19 protein-coding genes are annotated in these 22,176 nt (G+C 43.9%); 10 read left to right on the top strand and 9 right to left on the bottom strand.

Annotated features, from left to right (window positions below):
• Positions 1-29: 29 nt before the first annotated feature.
• The 5 genes from fldA to ACXAER_RS01790 all read right to left on the bottom strand — a co-directional run bounded on the left by fldA (position 30) and on the right by ACXAER_RS01790 (position 3,977).
• Positions 30-554: a flavodoxin FldA gene (gene fldA / locus ACXAER_RS01810; RefSeq protein ID WP_014949739.1), complete on the bottom strand. Its 525-nt coding sequence runs from the start codon at positions 552-554 to the stop codon at positions 30-32.
• A 26-nt stretch (positions 555-580) separates the two neighbouring features.
• On the bottom strand, positions 581-799 hold the full coding sequence (locus ACXAER_RS01805) for a DUF2788 domain-containing protein (protein WP_012519093.1): 219 nt from the start codon (positions 797-799) through the stop codon (positions 581-583).
• Between the two features lie 124 nt (positions 800-923).
• On the bottom strand, positions 924-1,703 hold the full coding sequence (locus ACXAER_RS01800) for an alpha/beta fold hydrolase (protein ID WP_474826035.1): 780 nt from the start codon (positions 1,701-1,703) through the stop codon (positions 924-926).
• A 103-nt stretch (positions 1,704-1,806) separates the two neighbouring features.
• Positions 1,807-2,205: an H-NS histone family protein gene (locus ACXAER_RS01795; protein WP_474806390.1), complete on the bottom strand. Its 399-nt coding sequence runs from the start codon at positions 2,203-2,205 to the stop codon at positions 1,807-1,809.
• 122 nt (positions 2,206-2,327) lie between these two features.
• Positions 2,328-3,977: an electron transfer flavoprotein-ubiquinone oxidoreductase gene (locus ACXAER_RS01790; RefSeq protein ID WP_474826033.1), complete on the bottom strand. Its 1,650-nt coding sequence runs from the start codon at positions 3,975-3,977 to the stop codon at positions 2,328-2,330.
• Positions 3,978-4,347: 370 nt separating this feature from the next.
• Between ACXAER_RS01790 and ACXAER_RS01785 the strand changes: the two genes are divergently transcribed.
• A complete protein-coding gene (locus ACXAER_RS01785) occupies positions 4,348-5,100 on the top strand; it encodes an electron transfer flavoprotein subunit beta/FixA family protein (protein ID WP_039216447.1) in 753 nt (250 codons plus the stop codon).
• Positions 5,097-6,023, top strand: a complete 927-nt coding sequence (locus tag ACXAER_RS01780; RefSeq protein WP_474826030.1) for an electron transfer flavoprotein subunit alpha/FixB family protein — start codon at positions 5,097-5,099, stop codon at positions 6,021-6,023. The genes ACXAER_RS01785 and ACXAER_RS01780 overlap by 4 nt, the downstream gene beginning before the upstream one ends.
• 115 nt (positions 6,024-6,138) lie before the next feature.
• Here the strand turns inward: ACXAER_RS01780 and ACXAER_RS01775 are convergent, their stop codons facing one another.
• Positions 6,139-6,447, bottom strand: a complete 309-nt coding sequence (locus ACXAER_RS01775) for an isoamylase early set domain-containing protein (protein ID WP_334060050.1) — start codon at positions 6,445-6,447, stop codon at positions 6,139-6,141.
• Positions 6,448-6,826: 379 nt separating this feature from the next.
• On the opposite strand from ACXAER_RS01775, the gene ACXAER_RS01770 reads away from it, so the two are divergent.
• From ACXAER_RS01770 to ACXAER_RS01755, 4 genes are all read left to right on the top strand, one after another.
• The gene (locus ACXAER_RS01770; protein WP_474826028.1) at positions 6,827-8,059 is read left to right on the top strand and encodes an efflux RND transporter periplasmic adaptor subunit; all 1,233 of its coding nucleotides are present in this window, start codon (positions 6,827-6,829) and stop codon (positions 8,057-8,059) included.
• Entirely contained in the window at positions 8,059-11,193 is a 3,135-nt protein-coding gene (locus tag ACXAER_RS01765) for an efflux RND transporter permease subunit (protein WP_474826026.1), read from the top strand. The genes ACXAER_RS01770 and ACXAER_RS01765 overlap by 1 nt, the downstream gene beginning before the upstream one ends.
• A gap of 48 nt (positions 11,194-11,241) precedes the next feature.
• Positions 11,242-13,404 carry a prolyl oligopeptidase family serine peptidase gene (locus tag ACXAER_RS01760; protein WP_474826024.1) on the top strand — a complete coding sequence of 721 codons (2,163 nt, stop codon included), beginning with the start codon at positions 11,242-11,244 and terminating at the stop codon, positions 13,402-13,404.
• Positions 13,405-13,557: 153 nt separating this feature from the next.
• Positions 13,558-13,914 (top strand): hypothetical protein, encoded by a 357-nt coding sequence (locus ACXAER_RS01755; RefSeq protein WP_474826022.1) that lies wholly within the window; start codon positions 13,558-13,560, stop codon positions 13,912-13,914.
• A 91-nt stretch (positions 13,915-14,005) separates the two neighbouring features.
• Here the strand turns inward: ACXAER_RS01755 and ACXAER_RS01750 are convergent, their stop codons facing one another.
• A complete protein-coding gene (locus tag ACXAER_RS01750; protein ID WP_474826020.1) occupies positions 14,006-16,282 on the bottom strand; it encodes a TonB-dependent receptor in 2,277 nt (758 codons plus the stop codon).
• Positions 16,283-16,541: 259 nt separating this feature from the next.
• Positions 16,542-17,531: a GlxA family transcriptional regulator gene (locus ACXAER_RS01745; RefSeq protein WP_474826018.1), complete on the bottom strand. Its 990-nt coding sequence runs from the start codon at positions 17,529-17,531 to the stop codon at positions 16,542-16,544.
• Between the two features lie 142 nt (positions 17,532-17,673).
• Here ACXAER_RS01745 and ACXAER_RS01740 point away from each other — a divergent pair, with 142 nt between their 5' ends.
• From ACXAER_RS01740 to ACXAER_RS01725, 4 genes are all read left to right on the top strand, one after another.
• A complete protein-coding gene (locus tag ACXAER_RS01740; protein ID WP_474826016.1) occupies positions 17,674-19,476 on the top strand; it encodes an acyl-CoA dehydrogenase in 1,803 nt (600 codons plus the stop codon).
• A 78-nt stretch (positions 19,477-19,554) separates the two neighbouring features.
• A complete protein-coding gene (locus tag ACXAER_RS01735) occupies positions 19,555-20,322 on the top strand; it encodes an SDR family NAD(P)-dependent oxidoreductase (RefSeq protein ID WP_474826014.1) in 768 nt (255 codons plus the stop codon).
• Positions 20,323-20,473: 151 nt separating this feature from the next.
• Complete coding sequence (locus ACXAER_RS01730; RefSeq protein ID WP_474826012.1) at positions 20,474-21,235, top strand: SDR family oxidoreductase; 762 nt, start codon at positions 20,474-20,476, stop codon at positions 21,233-21,235.
• Positions 21,236-21,260: 25 nt separating this feature from the next.
• Positions 21,261-21,719, top strand: coding sequence for a YaiI/YqxD family protein (locus ACXAER_RS01725; RefSeq protein WP_120959091.1), 459 nt, complete (start codon positions 21,261-21,263; stop codon positions 21,717-21,719).
• A 98-nt stretch (positions 21,720-21,817) separates the two neighbouring features.
• Here the strand turns inward: ACXAER_RS01725 and ACXAER_RS01720 are convergent, their stop codons facing one another.
• Positions 21,818-22,072 carry a hypothetical protein gene (locus ACXAER_RS01720; RefSeq protein WP_474826010.1) on the bottom strand — a complete coding sequence of 85 codons (255 nt, stop codon included), beginning with the start codon at positions 22,070-22,072 and terminating at the stop codon, positions 21,818-21,820.
• Positions 22,073-22,176: the final 104 nt, after the last annotated feature.

The raw sequence follows: 22,176 nt of genomic DNA, 5'->3' as shown, positions 1-22,176 counted from the left end.
CGGCTTGTTCGTGCCCAACAAGGCAGTGTTTATGCAAGCTCCGCCAAGCAAAGCTCGTCATGAATTTGCTTACACCAGGCTTTAACGCGAGAGTCTGTTAGCTCTGGTTGACGGTCTTCGTCAATACCAAGACCTACAAAGTGGTTGTCGTCTGCCATGCCTTTAGATGCTTCAAAGTCATAGCCTTCCGTAGACCATTGACCTACTAAAATAGCGCCTTTGGCTTCTACAATGTCGCGTACCATGCCCATTGCGTCTAGGAAGTATTCCGCATAGTCTTCTTGGTCACCACAACCAAAAATAGCAACTAGCTTGTCGTTAAAGTCTATCTGCTCTAATTCAGGAAAGAAGTCATCCCAGTCACATTGTGCTTCACCGTAGTACCACGTAGGGATACCGAAGATAAGCAAATCAAACTCAGCGATGTCTTCTTTACTGCTCTTGGCAATATCTTTTACATCAATTAGCTGTTTACCCAATTCCTTCTGGATCATTTTCGCAACATGTTCGGTATTACCCGTGTCACTTCCGAAAAATAGGCCAACGCTTGCCATATCTAACCTCTATTAATCGTTACTAATTAAACGCCTGTGCTTAGCCAAAACCATTCAATAATGCCTTTCGCAAGAAATCCCAATGCGCCTAAACCTAGCACACCGTACGTTACCACTCTTCCAATAAGAGGAACATCGTTCTTACGTAATACATCGTGTACAGCAAAACCCATCAATCCAAAAAGAATAGACAAGCCGCCATACAGCATAATGGACTCAATGAGTTCGTAATTTTCTGCAAGCATAGTGTTGTTACTTAAAAATTTCTGGCGCAACTATACCACAGTATGTACGCCTGTAAGAGCCTAAAACGTTCAAAAATATGTAATAATAGTCATTCTCATCCTGTTGAATGAGAAATATTCCACTTTATGACGATTTGTTGAGCGTTCTCTCTACAATTCCGTTAAACGCAGCTGGCTTTTCAGCGTGTAACCAGTGCCCCGTACCTTCAATAATATGCGCTTTCGCATTTGGAAAGTAGCGAGCTATCGCATCGCGATAGGCCGGTGTAATGTAGTCGGACTCGCTGCCCTTAATAAATAAGGTTACGCCATCGAACGTTTGATTTGTTTGTTCCCAATCAATAATGTGCGAGTAACTTTTGATTAGTCCGCTCACGTTGAAGCGCCACTTCCATGCTCCGTTTTCGTCTTGATACAGGCTTTTTAATAGAAACTGTCTGACGCCCATTTCTTTTACGTGAGAAGCCATTTGTTTTTCAGCATTCTTTCTACTTTCAATGGTATCCAAAGAAACAGAATTCAACCCATCAAATACCGCTTGGTGGCTGTGTTCATAACTCACTGGGGCAATATCAGCTACGATTAAATGTGTGATATTTTCGCTGTGATTTAAGGCCAGCTTCATTGCAACCTTTCCGCCAAGGGAATGACCCAGTACAGCGCTTTTTTCAATATTTAAAGATTGCATAATGTCGTAAATTGCATCTGCGGCAGCTGACATAGAAAAACTATCAGTCCACGGAGACTCACCGTGATCCGGAAGGTCTACACTTATAATATTAAAAGCTGATTCAAAATGTCGTTTAACAACGGCTAAATTATCTGCGTTGCCGAAAAGCCCATGGATTAAAATTAACCATGGTGATGATGCATCTCGCTTTGAAAGTTTATAATTTAACTTCACAACTTATGTACCCATGAATAATTGTCTGATAGACATAGCTTGAGTCTTAAAAACAAAATAAGGCCTGTAAAAACAGACCTTATTAGCAGGTTAAATAGTGATATTAATTAATAGCGTAATCGTTGAGAGATTTGCCGCTATCAAGTGCATCTTTGTAAACGCGAGGCATACGACCAATACCCGTCCACAAGTGCTCTTCGCCATCGCTATCGACAAGTTTGTATTTAACGGGGCGCTTCTTACCTACGTTTTTATTTGTGCCGGTATCCAAAGCTTGTAAATCTTCTACGTTTAGACCTGCTTCTTCCATTTGCTGTTTAATAGCAGCCAGTTTTTCTAATTTTTCTTTTTTTAGTTGTTCTTGTTCTAATAATTTTTCTTTTCTTTTTTCTATTATACCGTTAAGTTTTTCCTGAACTTGTTCAAGTTCTTCTATGCTTAATTCCTTAACAGCACCTTGTAAACGTCTTCCATGGGTTAAAATATCTAAAAATTCGCTCATTAATTAACCTTAATACGTTGTACTAAATTCCTATAAGATAATAATTAAAAGTAGCACAAAAAAAAAGCGAGCTAAGCTCGCTTTTAAAAAATATCAGTTAAATAACCAAATATTGCATTTAATTACATATTTGGATAATTCGGACCGCCAGCACCTTCAGGTACAACCCACTTAATATTCTGGCTAGGATCTTTAATATCGCATGTTTTACAATGAACACAGTTTTGCGCATTAATTTGAAAGCGTTTTTCACCTTCCTCTTCAATAACCTCATAAACGCCAGCAGGGCAATAGCGCTGTGCGGGTTCTGCAAATTTTGGTAGGTTAACCTGTAAAGGAATAGACGGGTCTTTTAATTTTAAATGACACGGCTGATCTTCCTCGTGATTCGTATTCGACAAAAATACAGAAGATAATTTATCAAAGCTAAGTACACCGTCCGGCTTTGGATAAGAAATTTCTTTCGCGTCTTTTGCTTCCTTAAGCTGTGCATAATCTTTGTGTTCGTCTTTCATGGTAAAGAATAAATTACCGTTAAAGATATTTTGCTCCAGCGTATTGAAAGCACCGCCCCAGAAATTACCGAGTTTATGAATAGCAGGGCCGAAATTGCGAGAGCGGAATAATTCATCGTATAACCACGACGATTTGAATTTTTCCGTAAAGCTGGTTAATTCTTTTGTTGGTGCTTCCGCGTTTTCTGATAAAGCCTCGAAAATGCTCTCGGCTGCGAGCATGCCTGACTTCATGGCAGTGTGGTTACCCTTAATTTTGGCAAAATTTAAAGTGCCTGCTTCACAACCTACCAGTAGGCCACCTGGGAAAGTCATCTTAGGTAAAGAGTTAAACCCACCTTTGGCAATTGCACGTGCGCCATAAGATACACGTTTACCGCCTTCAAGGTATTGTTTGAAAACAGGGTGATGTTTCAAGCGTTGAAACTCGTCAAACGGGCTCAAATAAGGGTTGTCGTAGTTAAGGTCGACAATTAAGCCTACAAACACCTGATTATCTTCGGCGTGATATAAATAGCTACCGCCCGTGGCGTCATCAAGTGGCCATCCTGCACTGTGTACTACTAAACCCGGCTGGTGCTTCGCTGGGTCTATATCCCAAATCTCTTTAAAGCCAATGGCGTAATGTTGCGGTGAGCTGTCTTCATCTAGCTTAAAATGAGAAATTAGCTCTTTGCCTAGGTGACCACGACAGCCTTCTGCAAACACGGTGTATTTAGCACGTAGTTCCATGCCCGGCATGTAACCGTCTTTTGGCTCACCGTCTTCACCAACACCCATGTCGCCGGTAAGCACGCCGCCAACGCTACCGTCTTCGTTATAAATAACTTCAGAAGCTGCAAAGCCGGGGAATACTTCAACGCCTAGCTGTTCGGCCTGTTCTGCTAGCCAACGGCTAACGTTACCCATAGACACGATATAGTTACCATCATTGTGCATAGTTTTGGGCGTAATGCCATTTGGTAACTTCTTCGCTGACGTTTCATCATTAAGCAAATAGATGTGGTCTTCGGTCACTGGCGTGTTAAGTGGTGCACCTTTTTCTTTCCAATCGGGAAATAGTTCGTTTAACGAACGTGGCTCAAACACTGCGCCTGAGAGAATATGTGCACCTACCTCGGAGCCCTTTTCGACCACACAAACCATAAGTTCTTGGTCTTTTTCATTCGCAAGCTGCATCAGCTTACAAGCAGTTGATAATCCAGCTGGGCCGGCACCGACGATGACTACGTCAAACTCCATCGATTCTCGTTCCACGGGAGGCTCCTTATGTTTGTATTTTTATAGTGCACTATTGATGAAACAAATAATGCTTTGTGTCAAAAACATGTAAATTAATTGTCGTTTTGCAAGGTAATGCAGGTTGACGTTTACGTCAACAGTAAGTACATTGCAAAGCAGTTTACGTTAACGTTAACTGGCAGCGCATTATACCTGCTCGTAAACGTGGTGTTAACGTCGTTTTAAGGCTAGCCTTTAAAAAACGTACGTTCCACAGTTTCTTTTTTAACGTATAAGCATTGTTAAAGTTTCAAAAAGCGTGGTGAAGTAATACGTTTTTAATTATTAATAGTTAATTATTAATGAAACGTAATTAGCACTGACGAACTCAACAATTGAGGTAAATATGAAAATACTCGTACCGGTCAAACGCGCGATCGACTACAACGTTAAGGTAAGAGTGAAGGCTGATGAATCAGGCGTAGATCTTACAAACGCGAAAATGGCCATTAACCCTTTTTGTGAAATTGCTGTTGAAGAAGCCGTTCGATTAAAAGAAAAAGGCGTGGCAACGGAAATCGTTGTTGTTTCAATAGGTGATAAAAGCTGCCAAGAACAAATACGCACAGCACTTGCCCTAGGTGCTGATCGTGGTATCCAAATTGATACCGACCAAAATCTTGATTCACTTCAAGTGGCAAAACTTTTAGCGAAAGTGGTTGAAGAAGAACAGCCTCAACTAGTTATTCTTGGAAAGCAGAGCATTGACTCTGACAACAACCAAACAGGCCAAATGCTGGCAGCGCTAACGGGTATGCCTCAAGGTACCTTCGCTTCAGAAGTGGTTGTAGATGGTGAAAAAGTAAACGTAACACGTGAAATCGACGGTGGTCTTCAAACCGTAGCGCTGTCGCTTCCTGCTGTTGTAACGACAGATCTACGTTTGAACGAACCGCGTTATGCATCGCTTCCAAACATTATGAAAGCAAAGCGTAAGCCTCTTGATGTTAAAGCTGCGGCAGATTTCGGTGTTGCGCTTGAATCTAACGTTAAGGTATTGAAAGTTACGCCTCCGCCTCAGCGTGAGGGCGGCATTAAAGTGGCAGACGTTGCTGAGTTGGTAGACAAGTTAAAAAATGAAGCAAAGGTGATCTCATGAGCGTACTTGTATATGCAGAACACGACAACGCAAGCTTAAAAACAGAAACGCATAAGCTTGTTAATGCCGCACAAAAAATGGGTGGCGATATCCATGTTTTAGTGGCAGGTGAAGGTTGCCAAGCGGTTGCTGAGGCTGCGGCGCAAATTGACGGCGTTGCAAAAGTACTTGTTGCCGACAATGCGGCCTACAAGCACCAGCTTGCAGAGAATACAGCTGATCTAGTAGTAGAGCTTGCTGGCGACTACAGCCATGTTGTTGCCGCTGCAACCACTACAGGCAAAAACTTTATGCCTCGTGTAGCTGCACTGCTAGACGTAGCGCAAATTTCAGACATCATTGGTGTAGAGAGCGAAGATACCTTTGTTCGTCCAATTTATGCAGGTAACGCGATTGCTACCGTTCAATCATCTGATGCGAAGAAGGTGATTACGGTTCGTGCCGCATCATTCGATGCAGCTGCAACAGGTGGTAGTGCTGAAGTAACCGCAATTGATGTGGTTAAAGGCAGTGAGAAGTCTGACTTCGTTTCAGCAGAGCTTACCGAATCTGAGCGTCCTGAACTTACTGCTGCAGAAGTCGTTATTTCTGGTGGTCGCGGTATGCAAAACGGTGAAAACTTCAAGCTTCTTGAAGGTATTGCAGACAAGCTTGGTGCGGCCATTGGTGCATCGCGCGCAGCGGTAGATGCAGGCTTTGTTCCAAACGATATGCAGGTGGGTCAAACAGGTAAGATTGTTGCACCTCAACTTTACATTGCAGTAGGCATCTCGGGCGCTATTCAGCACCTTGCAGGTATGAAAGATTCAAAAGTTATTGTTGCTATCAACAAAGACGAAGAAGCGCCAATCTTCCAGGTTGCTGACTACGGCTTGGTAGGCGACTTGTTTGAGGTACTTCCAGAGTTGGAAGGAACGCTTTAATTCGAGCTCTTAGGCTAAATAAGACAAAGGCTGCATTTATGCAGCCTTTTTTGTAGGGGTATTGTTCCTATGTACCTATGGCGAATCAAGATTTGTTTTGAAGCTGATTTACCACTCAAACACGCACAACTGAATTATCTTCTAGGCTAACAGGAGAGGGTGTATAAGCGTCGGCTGCCCAGTCGTTTTCCCATTTTTCACCATCGATAAGATAGCGAAACTGATATTCGTGATCTTTTTCCAAATCCACTGTTAATGTGAAATCGCCACTTTTAAGCTTTTTCATCGTCAGTGGCTGCGTTTTCCAATCAGTGAAATCTCCACATAGTGCAGCTTCTTTCGCATCTTTTGCTGCTTCCGCATTCAGTCGAAATGTCACTTTGCACAAAGGTTTTGATTTAAGGTATTGTTTCTTAAGACTCATAATGTGTTTTCCCTTCAACGTAGCGAAATCATTCCCGAGGCTATTTCTCATTAGAAAGTTAGCTTGAACAACAGCCGTCGGTTAACTCATAACCAATGAGTGCTCAAATAATCAACGAAAACCTGATAATTATCAATCTTACTTTGTATTCTTTTGATAATTTTTTATATTAAGTGTGCTGATTTTTGAATGTGTATAAAAACAACAATTAGACACAAAATTTAACAATCTTAATTGAGCATAATAACCAAAAATCAGTACACTAGTGCTGAAACAATAATAATAGAATCTAGCGGGTTATCAGGTGATAAGTGAATAGGGTGGTAGTCTATAGCCTAAATGTCACTAGCACAGGTGCCTTCTTTCTCAGGGATAGTAAATGAAAAACTCCATGTTAATGAAAAGTGGTATTCCATTATTCATAGTGCTGATCGCGTTTATCGCCGCGACGGTTATGATCAAATCACGTAAGCCTCCAGAGCAAGTGCCCGTAGAAATTCCCGCTTTTCTAGTTGACGCAAAAGAAGTTTACTCAGAAGCAGTAAACTTTGTTGTCAAATCCCAGGGTAACGTAGTTCCGCAGAATAAAACGTCATTGAGTGCACAGGTCAGTGGTCAGGTTATAAGCCTGTCGAAAGTTTTTGTTGCTGGTGGAACTTTTAAAAAAGGCGATGTACTTGCCACGTTAGAACAAGATGATTATCGCACTGATCTTAAGCTAGCCGAAGCTGAATTGGCCCAAGCTAAAGCAGCCCTTCAAGAAGAAATAGCTCGCGGAAAAGTAGCCGAACAAGAATGGCGTTCAGTCAGAAACGTAGCGCCGCCCGAGCTAGGCTTAAGAAAGCCTCAATTGGCAAAAGAACAGGCAAACGTAAAAGCTGCAGAAGCTAAGTTGGAGCGGGCTAAGCGCAACTTGGCTAGAACCCAAATTACCGCTCCTTACAACGGTATTGTGGTGGAGCGTAATATAGATCTCGGACAGTTTGTCGCCATGGGCTCTGTACTTGGCACTATTTACTCTACTGATACCGCGGAAGTTAGGTTACCTATTACCGACAGCGACTTAATGTTTATTAATATTGCTGGGCAGTCTAGCGAAGGGGCCCCTGTTTTATTAACTGCGACTGTTGGTGGTGTTAAACGCGTTTGGGAAGGTCAACTGGTTCGTTCAGAAGGTATTTTGGATACAGGAAGCAGAGTGGTGTATGCCATTGTTGAGGTGCAAGACCCTTACAACTTGAAGTCTTCACACAAAGCCCCACTGCGTTTTGGGCAATTTGTTGAAGCAGAAATTACCTCACGTCAAGACGAAGAACTTTTAGTATTACCTCGCAGCATTTTGCGTTTAGACAACACCGTGCTGACGGTGAACGACAATCGCGAAATTGAAATTAAGCCTGTCGAAGTAGCCCGTACTACAGCAAAAGATGTGTTTATTCGCTCAGGTATTGCAGAAGGAAGTTTGGTGGTAACCAGTGCGGTTCCAAACCCATACGACGGCATGAAAGTGCGCCTGCCGGGTGACGAGCCTGTACTTGCTGACACTGCTGAAGCAGACACTACCGACAGCATGGATAGCGTGGAAAGCGAATCGTCGGAAGGTGACAACTAATGAGTCGCATCGATACCAACAAAGGTTTAATTGCTTGGTTTGCGCGTAACAATGTGGCGGCCAACCTGCTGATGATTTTGCTTATTGTGGGCGGCTTGTTCAGCGCTTTCAGTATTCAAAAACAAGTATTTCCGAGCTTTGAAATTGACGTCATTAGCGTTCGTGTACCTTACTTGGGCGCAGCCCCTCAGGAAGTTGAAGAAGGGGTGCTGCTTAAAATTGAAGAGTCTATAAAGGACTTGGAGGGAATAAAGCAGCTAAACTCTACCGCCGTAGAAGGCATGGGAACAGTAAGTATACAGGTAGAAGAAGACTATGATGTTCAGTCTCTACTTGATGAAGTAAAGGTTCAAGTTGATGCCATTCCAAGTTTTCCCGCTGATACTGAAAAGCCCGTTATTTATCGTCAAAAAATTCAACAGGACGTGATATGGCTATCAGTTTATGGGGATGCTTCTGAAAGAGAGTTGAAAGAGTTTGCTAAAGACTTAAGGGATGACATTGCTAACCTGCCAGGTATATCAAGTGTTCAGGTTGTAGGCTCTAGAGACTATGAAATTTCTGTAGAACTATCTGAAGTCGATTTGCAAAAGTATAACCTTACGTTTGCTGATGTGGTCGCTCGTTTGAGTCAAACCAGTGTAGACTTACCAGGTGGTTCAATTCGCACGGAAAACGGCGACATACTGCTAAGAACAAAAGGGCAGGCCTACACAGGTTGGGACTTCTCTCAAATCGTACTCGTCACAAACGCAAACGGTACCCGCGTTACGTTGGGCGATGTTGCCTATATCAACGATGGATTCATTGAAAACAATCAATATGCGCTGTTTGATGATAAACCAGCAGTTAGCTTGCGTGTGCAAGCTGTCGGCGATCAAAACGCCTTAGAAATCTCTGAGCAGGTTAACAATTACATTGATAGTCAAAAGTCTGAGTTTCCTGCGCACATCACTGCAGATACGTGGGGCGATAGTTCATTCTATCTAGCTGACCGACTCAACATGATGCTTGAGAACATGTTCTTCGGTGCATTGCTTGTATTCTTAGTTCTTTCGTTGTTTTTGAAAATTAAGCTCGCGTTTTGGGTCATCGTGGGCTTGCCAGTCTGCTTCCTTGGCACCTTGCTTGTCATGCCGTTAGATATGGTTGGCGTGTCGATTAACATGCTTAGTCTTTTTGCCTTTATTCTTGTATTGGGGATTGTGGTAGATGACGCAATTATCATGGGTGAATCGGCTTACTCTGAAATTGATAAAAAAGGGCACAGTGCTGATAACGTTATTGCGGGCGTTAAAAAAGTTGCTATGCCTGCAACTTTTGGTGTTTTAACCACTATTGCTGCGTTTTCACCCATGCTTATGGTATCCGGTCCATTCGGCATTATTTGGAAAACCATCGGCATGGTGGTGATTGTTTGTCTTATCTTCTCGCTTATTGAATCGAAGTTAATCCTGCCGGCGCACTTAGTGCATATGAAACTCAAGCCTTATGATCCGGAAAAAGCTAACGCGTTCCAAAAGTTCCGCGACTTCTTCAGTGAAGGCATAAAGACATTTATTAATGATAAGTACGCGCCGTTTCTGGCAAAAGCAATACGCAATCGCTATACAACAGTGTCTGTCTTTTTGGCGATGCTTATTCTTACAGTGGGGCTGTTTGGTGGCGGCATCGTGCGTTTTGTATTCTTCCCGAATATTCCTAGTGACTTTATGATGGCCAGCTTTGAGTTAGAGCCAGGCTCGTCACTAGAACAGCGAGACAAGGTACTAACTACACTTCGCGAAGCTATGCATCGTATGGATGACAAAGTTGCAGAAGAGACGGGCGAAAACGTCATTAAGCACGCGATAGCCTTTGACAATGGTAACTTAGGTGGTGAAATCTTTGCTGAGCTTACAAAAGGTGAAACCCGCACGCTTACTGACTTTGAAATTCAGGATATGTGGCGTCAAGAGGTCCCTGAAATACCGGGAGTGAAGTCATTTAATATTAGCTCACCGGGTGGTCCTGGCGGCGGTGCTGACTTAAGCTTTGAATTCAGCTCTAGCGATATTAAAGCGTTGCGCGCTATAAGTGACGATATAAAAGAGGCCTTAGATAAATACGAAGGCGTTACCGATATCAACGATACCTTCTCAGGCGGTAGCGAAGAAATTCAGTTAGCGCTGAAACCTCAGGCCGATGCGTTGGGCATTTCACTGCGCGATTTAGGTCAGCAAGTTCGCTTTGGTTTTTACGGTGCAGAAGTGCAGCGTATTCAGCGTGATGATGAAGAAATAAAAGTTATGGTGCGCTACCCGAAAGCGGAACGCAGTTCCATAGAGCATCTTGAAAACATGCGTATTCGTGCGCCGAATGGCCAAGAAATCCCTTTTGAACAAGTTGCGACATTCACTGTAGGGCAAGGGTTCGATTCAATTATTCGTGTAGATGGTAAACGTTCAGTCACCGTAACGGGTGTAGTTGATAAAGCGTTACTTGACCCTTCAGAAGTGACTAATGATGTCATTGATAACTTAATGCCAGACCTACTAGCCCGCTACCCGAGTGTTGAATTTCAGCTGCAAGGGAATTCAAAGGAGCAGGCTGATGCTATGGTTAGTCTGATGCAGGGGCTCTTGTTTGCGTTATTTGCTATTTATGCCTTACTTGCGATACCGCTTAAATCATACAGCCAACCCTTGATTATCATGTCGGTGATCCCTTTTGGTATCGTTGGCGCCATAGTCGGTCATTTGGTATTGGGCATGGCGGTGAGTGTTTTGTCTGTCTGCGGCATCATAGCTTTGTCGGGTGTTGTGGTGAACGATAGCTTGATTATGGTGGACTTTGTGAATCGCGCGCGTAAAGAAGGCATGTCGCTTATGGATGCGGCTATTAGCGCTGGTACGCAGCGTTTTAGAGCAATCATCTTGACGTCATTAACAACCTTTATGGGCCTTATGCCGATAGTATTTGAACGCAGTTTACAGGCTCAGGTTGTTATTCCAATGGCGGTTTCTCTGGCCTTCGGTATTTTATTTGCCACGGTAATCACCTTGCTGCTTGTTCCTGCGCTGTACTTAATTCTCAACGACCTTAAAAATGTGTTTAGAGGAAGAAGACACCAACAAGTTACGACAGAAAGCTAAATAGACAATGCCGGGTAAAACCGGCATTTTCTTTTAAGGAATGAAAAAATGAAAAAAAATCTGATTTATGCAGCTGTAGTAGCAGCGTCAGCATGCTTAACCTTTGCTTGCACTAGTTCAAATACCGCTGATACTAATTTGGTTGAAAATGAAACCGAAAGCCTTGCTATGCCGAAAGTGCCTGGCTACCCGGCAACCAAAACCGTTGCGCAGCAAGATAACTATCACGGCACTATGGTAAGCGATCCATATCGTTGGTTAGAAGACGAAAAGAGTGAAGAAGTTAAAGCTTGGGTCGATTCGCAAAACACTTTGGCTCGCCCTTATCTGGCTGAACTACCTTCTAGAGAGCTTTACAAAGAACGCTTAACCGCGCTATGGGATTACGAGAAGTATTCAACGCCCTATATGGTTAATGGCAAGTTGTTTTATTCGTATAACGACGGCTTACAAAACCAATACGTGCTTTACATGTCCGGTGGTGTAAACGGAGAACCCGAAGTACTTATCGATCCGAATACATTGAGCGATGACGGCACAGTATCAATGGCGTCGACTGAACTTAGTCCGAAAGCTTCTTATCTTGCCTACATGCTGTCTGACGGCGGTACCGACTGGAAAACCATCCACGTTCGTGACACCAGCAGCAAAATAGACTTAACCGATAACATTGAAGGCATTAAGTTTTCAAATATCGCGTGGTTGCCCGATGAAAGCGGCTTTTTCTATTCTCGCTACCCAAAAAATGAGGCGGGTAAGTATGATGATAGCCAAACCGTATCTATCTATTTTCACGCTATAGGTACAGAGCAAAATGCAGATATAAAGGTCTTTGCATTTGACAATAAACCCACTTGGAATCCTTACCCATCGGTTGTGCAAGACGGAAATACTTTGCTTATATCCGTTTTCGAGGGGTACCAGGCTAATGGTGTCTACGCCAAATCTCTTGAAAAAGAAAACAGTGAACTTGTTCCCGTTTTCGACAAATGGGATGGGCGTTACGACCTAATCGGCGAACACAAAGATGCGCTATTTTTTAAGTCTACTGCAGGCGCGCCTACTGGTAAGGTTATCAAAGTCACTTTTGATGGTGGTGTTAAAGCAACGGAAACCGTAATTGAAAGTACATCTGATACCTTGTCCAGCGTTTCACTTCTGGGTGAAAAACTTTTCGCTCAGTATCTAAAAGATGTAAAAGGGCAGGTAAGTGTATTTGATTTAAACGGCAAAAAAATAGATGAAATTGCGTTTACTGACATTGGAAGTGTAAGCGGATTTTATGGAAGCAAAAATGCAGATATAACATTCTATAAACTTACCGGGTTTACTAACCCGGGCCAGGTGTATGCCTATAATGTTGAAACTGGTGAGTCATCGCTATTTAAAACCATCGATACAGGTATTAATTATGATGACTACGAAACCAAGCAGGTGTTTTATACCAGTAAAGATGGCACTAAAGTTCCCATGTTTATTGTGCACAAGAAAGGCTTGAAGCTAGACGGAAACAATAAAACCTTATTGTACGGTTACGGTGGTTTTAATATTTCATTGCTTCCACGGTATTCAGTGTCGCGCATGGTATGGGTTGAGCAGGGTAACGTGTTGGCCATCGCAAACTTACGAGGTGGTGGCGAATATGGCCAGCAGTGGCATAAGGCCGGTACAAAGTTAGATAAGCAAAATGTGTTTGACGACTTTATTGCGGCAGGTGAGTATTTAGTTGAAAGCGGCTACACCACGCCAGAAAAAATGGGTATTCAGGGGGGCTCGAACGGCGGCTTACTTGTTGGAGCTACTTTAACGCAGCGCCCAGACCTTTTCTCTGCCGCCTTACCAGCAGTCGGTGTATTAGATATGCTTCGCTATCATACGCCAAGTGCAAATGCGCGAGCTTGGTCTTCTGATTATGGGTTGAGTGAAAATAAAGAAGAATTTGAAGCGCTTTATGCTTATTCGCCACTTCACAACACTAAGCCCGGCACGTGTTATCCGGCAACATTGGTAACAACAGGCGATCACGATGACCGCGTTGTACCATGGCATAGCTACAAGTTTACTGCGCAATTACAGGCCGCTCAAGGGTGTGATAACCCAGTACTACTTCGTGTAGAAACTCGCGCGGGTCACGGCGCAGGCACGCCTACGTGGATGAGAATTGAGGGGTATGCAGACCAGTGGGCGTTTTTAGAATCCGCTCTTAATTAACTTCTCACAATTTTCAAAGAAAACAAGCCGCTGTATAAAGCGGCTTTTTTGTTTGCATTTTAAACAAATGGTCATATACTGTATAAATATCAGTATGGTTTATTTTGAGTCTTATTTGGTTGGGCGACTTTGCACAACCTTTAGGAGAAAATTATGCAAACAGGCATTAAAGCGGTTGATCAACTTATTTCAAAACACGGCATTATGGCTGATTTAGGTGCAGACACGTTTCAACGCCGTACTCGCCTAACCGGTGGCGATGAGCGCGCAAACGCACTGCCATTTTGTATGTATCAAAAAGTGGCACATGCCCCATTATCAAAGCAGTTTACCGTGCACCATTTTTATATGCCGAGTAACAAAGGGAAGTTAGCAAGCTTTCTGTTTGATGAAAAAGGGCAATTGATAGAGCAAGTCTACTATCAAAAAGTCGCGAGATGGGTGCAGGTGTGTAGAAAGCTACAGCAGCTGGTGCAAGTGCCAACCTCAGACGTTCACATGGCGGCGTAAAAGACATAAAAAAAGCGGTGCCGTTTTTCAACGCCACCGCTTTTCATAATCCAAATAGCTACAATAAATGAAAGTAGCTACTTATCTTTGCTTAATAGTAAGTGTACTTGAACTCAACACCCCAAACGCGCGGCTCATTTACGATACCTGTAAGGTTGTTGAAGTCGATTGCACCTTTAACATTGTCTTCGTCAGTAATGTTACGACCAAATAGCGCTACAGTGTAATTGTGCGCGAAGTTCTCGTAACCAATACGTAGACCGCCTTCAAAGTTGTCGTCAGTAGTGAACTCAACCGCTTCGTATAGGAAGATGTTTGTTTCACCTTGGAACGCCCAATCAGTAAATACAAAGAACTCGCCATCATCACCCATAGGGATGGTGTAACGTGCAGTGAAGTTAAAGATAGACTCTGGCGCCTGAGGGAATGGGTTGCCGTCGATAGAGGCTACAAAACCGTCTGGACGAGGGTCTGTTACTGTACAGTTACCGGTAAATCCATCAGCAGCACTTGTTCCACACGGTGAAACAGTCAGTGAGTCATCTTTAATTTCAGTGTGGTTATAGCTGTAACCCGCTGTAAACGTAAGCTCATCAGTCGCTAGCCACTGTGCGTCTACTTCAAAACCGTACGCTTCGCCTTTGTCAGCATTTACAAGGGCAGTAAAGTTGTTGCCACCACCGATTGCTGAGAACTGCATGTCATCTACTGTGTAGTAGAATGCTGCAGCGTTTAGACGTAGTGAGTCATCGAACAAGTCCGACTTAATACCAAGTTCAAATGAATTGATCGTTTCTGCATCTGCAACTGAAGGCGAGCCTTCGAATGCAACGTCGCGGCCTTGAATTGTTTGAGCACGGAAGCCATTAGCGTAGCGAGCAAAAACAGACATATCATCAGTAACGCGATAGTTTGCACTTAATTCAAAGCTAGTTTGACCGTCATCTACGTCAATGTCGTCATAGTCTTGAACTTGAGCTGCGCCAATTACTAGAGCAAAACCGTCAACGTTTTGGTCGCCGACTACTAAACTTTTAGAGTCGTGGGTATAACGAATACCGCCCGTAACGTTTAGTTTTTCGTTAACTTGATAAGACGTCTGACCGAATACTGCCCACGTTTGGTTTTCGTGGAATACGGTTGTTGCACCAAAGAACCCGTCGATGCTGGTAACGTTAAACGATGCGTCATAGTAGAACGCACCTAGCTGCCAGTTCAAAGCATCGCGCGTGTTGCTTGAAAATCTAAATTCTTGGGTGTATTGCTCTAGGTCGTCAAGGTTATCTTGCGTTACCGCAGAGAAAGGAATAAACCCAGGGCCTGAAGTGCCGTCAGCACGATTAAAGCCACCATCAACGTCACCTAGGCTAGAGCCTTCAGCTGTTTCAATGGCTGAGATCGACGTGAATGTAACTTCGTCCATGTCGTACTCTAATTTAAGTGAAGCACCAAAACCGTCGTATTCTTGTGGGTTGTTATCAATGCCGTCGCCTTGAAGATCGCCGTCGTAGAATACAGTTTCGCGATCGTAATTTTCGTTAAGTTCGTTGCTGCCTTTTGTAAACACGTTAGCGCGGAAAATAGACGCTGTGCCTTCAAGCTCACGGCCGTGTACGTTTAACAAAGCAGAAAAGTCGGCAGACGGCTCCCAAAGAAGCTGTAGACGGTAGGCTTTTTCGTCGTAGCCACCAATTGCATCGTTTTCGCCGGTGAAGGCATTATCGATGTAATCGTCGCGTTCTTGCGAAAGTAGCGATAAACGTGCAGAAAGCTCGTCAGTAAGACCGCCGCTAATCGCGCCTTCAAAGTTCATAGTTCCGTATGAACCGAAACCTGCTTTCGCATAACCTTCAACATCTTGTGTAGGTTTAACGGTGTCAAATTTGATTATGCCGGCTGTAGTGTTACGACCGAATAATGTACCTTGCGGACCGCGCAGTACTTCAACTTGTTGAACGTCGAAAAGCGGGAAGCTTTTAAGCACAACGTTTTCCATTACCACTTCATCCATGATAATAGAAACTGGTTGTGATGCAGCAAGGTCGAAATCGGTGTTACCTAAACCACGAATGTAAAAGCGTGGTGCAACGCGTCCGTTTGAAGACTCGGCATAAAGGCCTGGAACGCGAACCGCTAAAGCAAGAATATCTTCACCGCCTGAGAAAAGGCTTTCGAATTTTTCACCGCTTAATGTCGCAACAGAAATAGGTACTTCCTGTATTGATTGAGTACGCTTTTGCGCAGTTACGGTAATCTGTTCAAGTGAGGCTTCTTTTTTTTCTGTCGATGCGGCCTCTTGTGCAAGAACTGAAGAGCTGAACGCAGCACTAACGGCTAACGCTAGCGTGGCGATTTTGTGTGTTCTCATGTTTCCACCAAGATGATTTATAAATTATACTTTTGTAGTGTTTTTAGCACAAAAATTAACAATCTATGCTTGGCGTTGCATTTTACACAAACTTTTAATTAAAAACTTCATATTTGTGCAAAAAAGGTGTGAATTAGTCGAAAGTGCACAATATTAGGTACTACTAATATAGCCTGAAAAGTGTGATGCACGGTCTTAGAGCAATCATTAGGGAAAATGACATTTTTTGGTGCTTGTTTGCAAAGCGATTTAGGCGTCCTCACGCGCGCTTGAACTTTGTTCGATATTGAGAAGGCGACAGCCCCGTATTCTTTTTAAACAACCGAGTGAAAGAACTCAGGTCTTCATAGCCTACCGAATTGATCAATTGCTCTAGCGGCATGCTGGATGTCTCGAGTAGTTTCCTTGCATGTTCAATTCGCAGCGATTGTAAATACTGGCCGGGCGTGGTGTCGCAAGCACTTTTGAAACGTCGTATCAATGTACGTTCTGTCATATTGTGCCGCACTGCTAAATCATGAAGCGTACATTTGCTTTGTAAGTTTCGTTCCAAAAAAGATTGGACCGCTTTAATATCTTTGTCGGTGTGAAAGCGCCGTTGACGACTGCTTGCATACACTGTTTGGCTGGTTCTGGACACATCTAACACATGAGACTTTGCAGTATCGCTGGCAATTTGGTGACCACAGTAACGCTCTATTAAGAGGATCGACAGGTCAATCCATGCCATACCGCCTCCCGCGCAATAGACGGTGTCGTCCTCTGTCACCATTTTCTCGGGCTGCAGGTTTACACTTGGAAACATGGTTTCGAATTTATCTGCGTAACCCCAGTGAGTCGTTGCGGTTTTATTGTTGAGTAAACCTGTCTGCGCTAATAAAAAATTACCCGTGCAATTAGCTGCTATATCCGCCCCCATTTTTTGAAGGCGCTTTATATGAACCAGTAGCGGCCGTGTATCATTCAGTACCTCATCAATATCACCACCGATAGTTGGAATAAGCAAAACATCGGTGTGAGATACATCTTCAATAGCAATATTCGGCTGCAGCACAACTTGATTAGAGCAGAGAATAGACTGTCCGTGATGACTCGCCAGCTGAACTTTAAATTGAGGTGCAGTAGGCAGATTGTGAATTCGCTGCCAACTAATACCAGCAAATGCAAACACATCAAGTGCGCCTGTAATGGCAGATGCCAAGGCTTGGTCAAAACCGAGAACGGTAACAGTGAATTTAGCGCTATTCATAAAAATAATTAAATTTATAAAAGAACATAAAGTTTAGTGATTATTGACGGTATTGGCCATTATTGTGTCATAAATGACAATAATGGCACGATAACGAATATGACACAATGCGTTAACAATTATTCGTAGGGGACAGAACACCATGGCCGACCAACTTATACCACGCCGTGAAATGCAATTTCAGCTGTACGAAGTATTAAATACTGCAGCACTGTGCGAAAAAGCACGCTTTGAAGAGCACAACGTTGAGACCTTCAATGCCGTTATTGACATGGCCGAAAAAATGGCAGAAGAGCTGTTTCTTCCCCATAACGCAGTAGCTGACAAAAATGAGCCTACGTTTGATGGCACCAAAGTATCTATGATCGACGAAGTAAAAGTCGCTTTCGATACCTACAGAGAGTCGGGCTTTATTGCGGGTCATTTCGACTTTGAAGATGGTGGCATGCAGCTTCCCGTCACCGTGATGAACGCATGTGCGGGCTACTTTTTAGCGGCAAATCCGTCGTCTACTGCATATCCTTTTTTAACTGCGGCTGCCGCCAACGTAATTAAACACTTTGCTTCAGACGATATTAAAAGCGCATTTTTACCTAAAATGCTGGCAGGCGATTTTACTGGAACAATGGCGCTTACTGAGCCGCATGCGGGTTCGTCCCTTGCCGATATTCGCACCTCTGCGAAGCTGCAAGACGATGGTACGTACCGCATTAAAGGTAGCAAAATTTATATCTCAGGCGGTGAACATGAGCTTTCCGATAATATAGTTCATTTGGTACTAGCAAAAATTCCTGGCGGTCCGGCTGGTGTTAAAGGTATTTCACTTTTTGCAGTACCTAAATACCGACTTGATGCTGACGGTAACCCAGATGTACGCAATGATGTCACTCTTGCCGGCCTTATTCATAAAATGGGTTATCGAGGCACCACTTCAACTGCATTGACCTTTGGTGAAAATGGCGATTGCCACGGCTACCTAATCGGTGAAGCTCATCAAGGTTTGCGCTATATGTTCATGATGATGAACGAAGCACGTATTGGTGTAGGTTACGGTGCGGCAATGATAGGGTATCGCGGTTATCGCTATTCACTAGAATATGCCAAAGACCGTACACAAGGTCGCGCCGCGCCAAATCTTGCACCAGAAGACGATCCAACGCCTATTATTAATCACGGTGATGTTCGCCGTATGCTGCTAGCGCAAAAAGCGTATTGTGAAGGCGGTATGTCACTTTGCTTATACGGCAGCATGCTCATCGATGAGATGGAAACCGAAGCCGACAGTGAAAAACGTACCGAGCTTTCTCAGCTTCTCGAGCTATTAACCCCGGTATTTAAGGCGTGGCCGTCAGAGTTTGGCCCTAAAGCTAACGACTTGGCGATTCAGATTCTAGGCGGCGCTGGCTACACCCGCGAATACCCGGTTGAACAGTGCTGGCGCGATAACCGCCTAAACCCAATTCATGAGGGTACTAACGGCATTCAGGCGTTAGACCTGCTAGGAAGAAAATTGTGGCAGCACGATGGTAAAGGTTTGCAAGTGCTACTTTCTCGTGTCACGCGCGATATGAAGCGAGCAGAAACCCCAAGAGCACAGGCGCTGGCAGCAAAACTAAAACCGTATTTAGACCAACTTGGTGCACTTATACAACAAGCTGCTGCAGATTTGCGTTCTGACAAACAGTCTGTGTTGTTAACCAATGCTAGCTGCTTCTTAAATATCTTTTCAAGCTGTGTAGTGAGCTGGATTTGGCTGCGCCAAGCTAACGTTGCCGAGCAAGCGTTAAGTAAGGGTGCTGGTGAACAGGATGTTGACTTCTACGAAGGAAAGCTTGCCGCAGCAGAGTATTTCTTAAATTGGGAATTACCGCTAGTAAGCCGCGATATAGAAGTACTGACGTCACGAGAAGCATCTTGCAACAACGTTAAGGCAAGCTATTTCTAAATTTATATCATTACTATGTGCGCTTAAGACATTGCAGAAGAAGATGCAGCGCACGTAAATTAAACTGGAGTACAGCTAATGAATGTAGCTGCAAATGTTGAAGGTAAACATATTCTTATTACTGGTGGTGGCTCGGGGATCGGTGCCGCGTCAGCTCGCGTTTTAAGTGCACGTGGTGCAATAGTAGGTATTGCCGATCTCAATGAAGAGAACGCGAAAACACTGGCTGAAGAAATTATTGCATCAGGTGGTAAAGCGTATGCAGTGACGGTTGATGTTACCGAACCTGCTCAGGTTAAGGCGATGTTCGAAACGGCCCTTTCTCATCTTGAAAAGATAGATGTGATCATAAACAACGCGGGTATCGATCATTTTCCTGCGCCACTTACCGAAGTCGACGACGCGATGTTTATGAAAAACATTCAGGTCAACTTAGCAGGCGTGTGGTACTGCATGAAAAACGCACTGAAGCACATGACAGCAACAGGTGGCGGTCACATTATTAATATCGCCTCCGTAGCGGGTTTGCGCTCAGCGCCAATGATAAGTGCTTATAGTGCGTCTAAACACGGAGTAATAGGGCTGACTAAATCGGCGGCGGTGGAGTACGCGCGAGCGAACATTCGTATCAACGCGGTATGTCCTAGTTTTGTCGATACGCCTATGGTTCAAGGTGTGTTATCAAAGTTGGATGAACGAGGCCAAAAGGGGCTTATTGGCGCAAATCCAATGAAACGATTAGGTAAGCCTGAAGAAATCGCAAATGCTATAGCATGGCTATGTAGTGATGAATCGTCATTTATGACGGGGCAGTCTGTGGTACTTGACGGTGGTATGCTGGCATAAGCGCCAAGTGTGATGAAGATAAATCGATAAGCTTTTAAATAATCATATTTTTAAAGCCTATAAGAAACTTATTACAAGACAAATGCAGCTATCGTAGATAGGACACTGTGCTACGTAGTTTGCGTAAAAACAGCAAGAGAAGGAATGTTTAATGAACAACCTATTTGATTTAACAGGAAAAGTTGCACTAGTAACTGGTGCTAGCCGCGGTATCGGCGAATCTATTGCTCGGTTGCTGGCTCAGTATGGTGCTCACGTTATTGTATCAAGCCGCAAAATTGACGGCTGTGAAGCGGTTGCATCTTCAATTCGCGACGCAGGTGGAAAAGCAACGGCGCTGGCGTGCCACGTAGGTGAAATGGAGCAAATTACCGAAACCTTCAATGTCATCAAACGTGATTTCGGTAAGCTGGATATTCTTGTAAATAACGCGGCGGCCAATCCCTACTTTGGACACATTTTAGATACTGACCTTGGTGCCTACAACAAAACGGTAGACGTAAATATTCGTGGTTATTTCTTCATGTCGATTGAAGCTGGCAAAATGATGAAAGAGCAGGGCGGTGGCGTCATACTCAATACCGCTTCAGTAAATGGCGTAACGCCGGGCGATATGCAGGGTATTTACTCTATTACTAAAGCAGCCGTTATTAGCATGACTAAATCGTTTGCAAAAGAGTGCGGTAGCTTAAACATTCGCGTAAACGCATTACTGCCAGGTTTGACCGACACTAAATTTGCTTCAGCGTTAACGACCAACGAGCAAATCTTGAAGCACGCGCTGAAAGTTATTCCGCTAGGCCGCGTAGCCGACCCAGACGAAATGGCCGGCACAGTATTGTACTTAGTATCAGATGCATCAAGCTACACCACAGGCACGACAGTGGTTGTAGATGGTGGTATGCTAGCGTAAATAGTTTCAAATACGAGATACGACCATGCATATATGGGTTGACGCAGACGCGTGCCCTGCAGTTATCAAAGACATTCTTTTTAAGGCAGCTAGACGTACCAAGCTGCCTTTGTCTTTGGTGGCTAACCACTCTATGTCTGTACCACCAGACAAGCATATAACCTTAACGCAAGTGCCTTCTGGATTCGATGCTGCTGACGATTACATTGTAGAGAAGTGCGAAGCCGGTGATTTAGTGATTACCAACGACATTCCATTGGCCGCTGATGTACTGGCAAAAAACGCACTTGCGTTAAATAACCGTGGTGAAGAATACGACAAGTCGTCTATCAAGCAGATACTGGGTATGCGAGACTTCATGGATACCATGCGCTCAAGCGGTGAACACACCGGCGGGCCCAAAGCATTTTCACAGCGCGACAAACAAAACTTTGCCAACGCACTAGACCGCCTTTTAACCCAAGGCCTCCGCAACCTCAAATAAAATATTGGGGTCAGAGTACATTTCTACAGCATGTAACACCCAAAAATATGGGGTCAGGGTACTTTATATCCTGAAAAAATACTCTGACCCCATTAACTTTAGCAGTCGCCACCGCCGCCAGAATCACTGCTGCAAGATGAGCTTGAACTTATATTTGGCGTGTAAATGGCTGCACTGCTGTCTCCGTGGGAACCAGACTTACTGCCGCCTGTCTTTGTGGCAAACGACACTAAGAACACCAATGTACACAGAGCAATAATAGCGATAGGTGCTTTCCAGTCACCTGTTGTAGTGCCCGCGTAGCATGCGTACGCAGCCACGGCTAAACTCACAAGCCTTATTAGTAACCTCATAACGTCCTCCTTGTCACTGAAACGTATCAGGGTCAAAGTAAAGACTCTGAACCCATTTTGCCACTTTAAGATGGGGGCAGAAATGTACTCTGACCCCATTATTT

This window comes from Alteromonas sp. AWJ4_199 (assembly GCF_056159165.1).
This window is presented reverse-complemented; position numbering and strand designations above follow the sequence as displayed.